At 63.8% G+C, this 5,068-nt stretch carries 5 protein-coding genes; 2 read left to right on the top strand and 3 right to left on the bottom strand.

Going from position 1 to position 5,068, the window contains the following annotated elements; translation table 11 throughout:
* The 3 genes from V6590_RS20650 to V6590_RS20640 form a co-directional block, all read right to left on the bottom strand.
* The gene (locus V6590_RS20650; protein WP_335425595.1) at positions 1-846 is read right to left on the bottom strand and encodes a carbohydrate ABC transporter permease; all 846 of its coding nucleotides are present in this window, start codon (positions 844-846) and stop codon (positions 1-3) included.
* 4 nt (positions 847-850) lie between these two features.
* Positions 851-1,738: a carbohydrate ABC transporter permease gene (locus tag V6590_RS20645; RefSeq protein WP_434063300.1), complete on the bottom strand. Its 888-nt coding sequence runs from the start codon at positions 1,736-1,738 to the stop codon at positions 851-853.
* A 90-nt stretch (positions 1,739-1,828) separates the two neighbouring features.
* A complete protein-coding gene (locus V6590_RS20640) occupies positions 1,829-3,064 on the bottom strand; it encodes an ABC transporter substrate-binding protein (protein ID WP_335425593.1) in 1,236 nt (411 codons plus the stop codon).
* 95 nt (positions 3,065-3,159) lie between these two features.
* Here V6590_RS20640 and V6590_RS20635 point away from each other — a divergent pair, with 95 nt between their 5' ends.
* Positions 3,160-3,939: an IclR family transcriptional regulator gene (locus V6590_RS20635; protein WP_335425592.1), complete on the top strand. Its 780-nt coding sequence runs from the start codon at positions 3,160-3,162 to the stop codon at positions 3,937-3,939.
* Between the two features lie 59 nt (positions 3,940-3,998).
* Positions 3,999-5,068, top strand: a 1,070-nt coding sequence (locus tag V6590_RS20630) for an ABC transporter ATP-binding protein (protein WP_335425591.1), incomplete at its 3' end; no start/stop codon positions are given.

The raw sequence follows: 5,068 nt of genomic DNA, 5'->3' as shown, positions 1-5,068 counted from the left end.
TCACTTGACGGCTCCGAGGGTTAGTCCTGCGATGAAGTGTTTTTGCATTGTGAAGAACATGATGACGGGAGGTAGGGCGGCGAGGATTGAGCCTGCGGAGACGAGGTGCCACTGGGCGATCCACTGTCCGTTGAGGGCGGAGAGTCCTGCGGTGATGGGTTGGGTTGTTGCGGATGTTGTGAGGACGGTTGCCCAGAAGAAGTCGTTCCAGATGAAGGTGAAGACCAGAACGGCGAGGGCTGCGATGGCGGGTCGCATCAGGGGCATGACGACATGCCAGAAGATCTGGAGTTCCGACACGCCTTCGACGCGGGCGGCCTCGATGAGGTCATGGGGCAGGGCGCGGATGAAGTTGCGCATGAACAGGGTGCAGAACCCGGTCTGGAAGGCGATGTGGAACAGGGCGAGGCCATACCAGGTATTGTACATGCCCATCTGCAGGGTCAGGTCGCGCACGGGGACCATGAGGATCTGGAAGGGCACGAAGTTTCCGGCCACGAAGAGGAAGAAGACCAGCAGGTTGGAGCGGAACTTGTAGACGGCCAGCGCAAAGCCGGTCATGCAGGACAGGGCGAGCGCGCCGATCACGGTGGGGATGGTGACCTTCAGCGAATTCAGCATGTATTGCGGGATGGCGCTGTCGAAGGCCAGCTGCCAGTAGTTTTCAAAGGCGATATGGCTGGGCATGCCGAAGTAATTGCCCCGGGCCAGATCGGCGGCCGGGCGCAGCGAGGTCAGCGCCACGCCGATCAGCGGCAGCAGCCACAGCAGCAGCGCGACCGGCAGCGCCGCCTGATAGAGCATCCGGGTGGCCTTCGAGGCCTGTGCGATGGGTCTGGGGAACATGGTTCTAGCGCTCCGTCTCGTCGCGCCACATCTTCCAGATGAAGCCGGAAATGAAGATCATCATGATGGCAAAGAGCACCACGGCGATGGCGGCCCCATAGCCCATGCGATAGCCATATTCGCTGAGCGCCTGTTCATACATGAAGAAGGACAGCACGCGCGAGGTGCCATAGGGGCCGCCATCGGTCATCACCGAGACCAGATCGAAGCTGCGCAGCGCGCCGATCACGGTCACCACCACGGCGATGAAACTGGCGGGTCTGAGCTGCGGCAGGATCACATACCACAGCATCTTCCAGCCCTTTGCCCCATCGAGCCGCGCGGCCTCCACCTGATCGGGGGCGACATTGTTCAGCCCGGTCAGATACAGGATCATCACATAGGCGATCTGCGGCCAGAGCCCGGCGGCGATGATGCCATAGGTGACAAAGCGTTCATCGGCCAGCACGGCGATGCCGGTGCCGGTGGCCCATTCGATCAGCTTGTAGAACAGCCCGAAGCCCGGCGCATAGAACCAGGAGAACATCAGCCCGACGACGACCTGGCTTATCACGAAGGGAAAGAAGAACAGCGACTTGTAGGTGCGGATGCCGCGGACATTCTGATTGAGGAAGATCGCGATCAACAGGCCCGCGGGCAGGGCCAGCATGTAGAGCGCGAGCCAGATCACGTTGTTCTTCAGCGAGGTATAGAAGGCCTCGTCCTCGGCCAGTTCGACATAATTGCCGATGCCGATCCAGACCGGTGCGCCCAGGCCATCCCAGTCGAGAAAGGAAATCCGGATCGATTGTGCGATGGGGATCAGCACATAGATCAGGAACAGGATCGCGCCGGGCGCGAGGAACAGCCAGGGCGCCAGCCGCCGCTGATGCGCCTTCCAATATGCAGACATCATGCCCCCCGGGGGTGGAACTGCCGGGAACGCGCGCCCCCGGACCCTGCGCAATCCCGGGCGGCTGTCGCGCCGCCCGGGGCCGGAAGCTTACTGATAGACCCGGGCACGGACCTTCTCGAGCCGTTCCAGGATCGCATCCAGGTTCTCGGGCTTGACCAGGAATTCCTGGAACCCTTCCATCCCGGCCTTGGCCATCTCGGCGGGCGCGTCGCGGTCGAAGAACTGGGCGATGCCGCCTTCGGCGGTGGAGAGCATCTCGAACCCGGCCTTCAGGAAGGGATCGTTCTGGTCCACGGTCGCATTGCGGTTCACCGGCAGCTGGCCCTGGGCCGCGTTCCATTTGGTCTGGGCCTCGGCGCTGGCGATGAAGGCCAGGAAGGTCTTGGCATCCGCGACATTCTGCGCCCCGGCGGGAATGTGGATCGTGTCGGTCGGGGCCTCTTCGGCGCGCGGAAGGCCCGGGGTGATTTCCGGGAAGACCATGAAGCCGAGGCTGTCATTGGTCATGCCGCCTTCCTTGAAGGTGCCGACGGCAAAATTGCCCATGACGTAATTGGCCGCCTTCCCCTGCACCAGCAGCGCCGCCGCATCCTGCCAGTCGATCGCGGCATGGTTGGCGGTGGTATAGGGCTGGATGCGCGCCCATTGCGCAAAGACATCGCGCACCTTCGGATCGGTCCAGGCGATCTTGCCCGCCGTCAGATCCATGTGCCATTCATAGCCATTGGTGCGCAGCGACAGATAGTCGAAGATCCCCGCCGCAGGCCACAGCGCCTTGGTGCCGGTGGTCACGCAATCGATGCCCGCCGCCTTGAACTTCTCGCAATTGGCGACGAAATCGTCCCAGCTTCTGGGCTCTTCCACGCCCGCCGCCTTGTAGGCGTCGCGGTTGAAATAGATCCCCCACTGGTAATAGGTATAGGGCACGCCCCATTGCTTGCCGTCGATGGTCATCGAGGCCTTGGCCGAGGCCAGGCTGTCCGACAGGCCATTGGCGTCCCAGACATCCGACACATCCAGGAACTGCCCGGCCTTCACGAAGGGCGCCATGCGGTTGCCGGCATACCAGTTGGCCAGATCGGGGCTGTCGGCGGTCAGGAAGTTGCGGATCGCGGTCTTGTAGCCCTCATGGTCGAAATTGGTCAGCTGCACGTCGATCTCGGGGTTCGCGGCCTCGAAATCGGCAATCAGCGCTTCCATCGCGGCCAGCGGGATCGGGTCGTAATCGGCGTTGTACTTCAGCACGCGCTGTTCGGCCAAGGCCGAACCGGTCATGGCGAGCAGCGCCAGACCGGCCAGCGCGCCCTTCCCTGAATGAACCATGGTGTCCTCCCTTTGGTTCCATTATCTGAAACTCAGTCTTGAATATTGAAACTATGGCGCGGTATCGTTATGCCTGTCAACAGGGAGGAACCGGGATGGCTGCGGAAACGGGCGCTGACGGAACTGTCGGAAAGGCACTGGATGTGCTGGATATGGTGGCCGCAAGGGGCCGCCCCGTCAGGTTTTCCGAGCTGCTGGCCCAAAGCGCCTATCCCAAGGCCACGCTCTACCGGCTGCTGCAGACCCTGACGAATCAAGGCATGCTCGCCCATGACGCGGCCAGCGGCAGCTACAGGGTCGGCATCCGGCTCCTGCGGCTGGCCCATGCCGCCTGGGCCACCGCCTCGCTGGCCCCCATCGCCCGGCCCTGGCTCGACCAGCTTTCCGCCGAGACCGGCGAAACCATCCATCTGGCGCAGATGGATCAGGGCCAGGTGCTCTATGTCGACAAGCGCAATGCCGCAAAACCGGTGGAGATGTTCTCCGGCGCGGGCAAGGTCGGGCCGGCCTATTGCACCGGCGTCGGCAAGGCCATGCTGGCCTTCCTGCCCGAACCCGAGCTGGAGGCCGCCCTGGCCCGCCAGAGCTTCCACCGCTTCACCCCCGGCACGTTGGACAGCCCGCAGAAGCTGCGGGCCGAACTGCAGGCGATCCGCGCCTGCGGCCATGCCCTGGACCGCGAGGAACATGAACCCGGCATCATCTGCTGCGCCGCCCCGATCCTGACCCGCACAGGCCAGGTGATCGGGGCCCTGTCGGTCACCTCGACCACGGCGCGCAGCACGCTCGAGGCGCTGGAGGCCCAGGCCGACCGCCTCCGCGACAGCGCCGCACAGATCGCAGGCGCCGCCGAAGACTGGCGCTTTCCGCAATAGACACGGGCGGGCGCACCAGACAGGCGCGCGCGCACAACCGCAATGAGGGGAGGAACGGAATGGCAGGGGTAACCCTTGAGAGCGTGGTGAAACGCTACGGCGAGGCGCAGGTGATCCACGGGGTCGATCTGACCATCGCCGAGGGCGAATTCTGCGTCTTTGTCGGCCCGTCGGGCTGCGGCAAGTCCACGCTGCTGCGCATGATCGCAGGCCTGGAAGAAACCAGCGAAGGTGCCATCCGCATCGGCCCCCGCGACGTGACCCGGCTGGACCCCAGCGAACGCGGCATTGCGATGGTGTTCCAGACCTATGCGCTCTACCCCCATATGACCGTCGCGGAAAACATGGGCTTCGGCCTGAAGATGACCGGACATCCCCGGGCCGAGATCGAGGCCAAGGTCGCCCAGGCCGCCCGCATCCTGAAGCTGGAACCGCTGATGGCGCGCAAGCCCAAGGCCCTGTCAGGCGGGCAGCGCCAGCGCGTGGCCATCGGACGCGCCATCGTGCGCGGGCCCGACGTGTTCCTCTTCGACGAGCCGCTGTCCAATCTCGATGCCGAATTGCGCGTGGAAATGCGGGTGGAAATCGCCCGCCTGCACCGCGAGATCGGCGCCACCATGATCTATGTCACCCATGACCAGGTCGAGGCCATGACCCTGGCCGACAAGATCGTCGTGCTGCGCGCGGGCCGCGTCGAACAGGTCGGCCGCCCGCTCGATCTCTACCACGATCCCGACAACCGCTTCGTCGCGGGCTTCATCGGCAGCCCGGCGATGAACTTCCTCGCCGCCACCGTCACCGGCCCCGGGCGCATCACCATTCCCGGCCTGCAACCAGACACCGAAATCCCCGTCACCGCAACCCTGCCCCCCGCCGGAACCCCCGTCATCGCAGGCCTGCGCCCCCAATCCCTCACCCTCACCCCGGGAAATACCCACCGCATCGACATCATCGAAGCCCTCGGCGGCGTCACATACCTCCACCTCTCCGCCCTCAACTCCGCAGAAAAAATCGTCGTCGAAGCCAGAACAGAACAACCCCCACAACCAGCAACAACAGCCGCAATCACAACAAACACAAACAACATCATGATCTTCGAAAACAACTCAGACGGAAGAAGACTCAGGTA

Origin of the sequence: Gemmobacter denitrificans (assembly GCF_036964905.1) — a bacterium.
Lineage (GTDB): Bacteria > Pseudomonadota > Alphaproteobacteria > Rhodobacterales > Rhodobacteraceae > Gemmobacter > Gemmobacter denitrificans.
This window is presented reverse-complemented; position numbering and strand designations above follow the sequence as displayed.

Excerpts from the sequence above, each read along its gene's own strand:
- V6590_RS20640 (WP_335425593.1), bottom strand. The coding sequence starts at position 3,064 with ATGGTTCATTCAGGGAAGGGCGCGCTGGCCGGTCTGGCGCTGCTCGCC.
- V6590_RS20645 (WP_434063300.1), bottom strand. The coding sequence starts at position 1,738 with ATGTCTGCATATTGGAAGGCGCATCAGCGGCGGCTGGCGCCCTGGCTG.
- V6590_RS20650 (WP_335425595.1), bottom strand. The coding sequence starts at position 846 with ATGTTCCCCAGACCCATCGCACAGGCCTCGAAGGCCACCCGGATGCTC.
- V6590_RS20635 (WP_335425592.1), top strand. The coding sequence starts at position 3,160 with ATGGCTGCGGAAACGGGCGCTGACGGAACTGTCGGAAAGGCACTGGAT.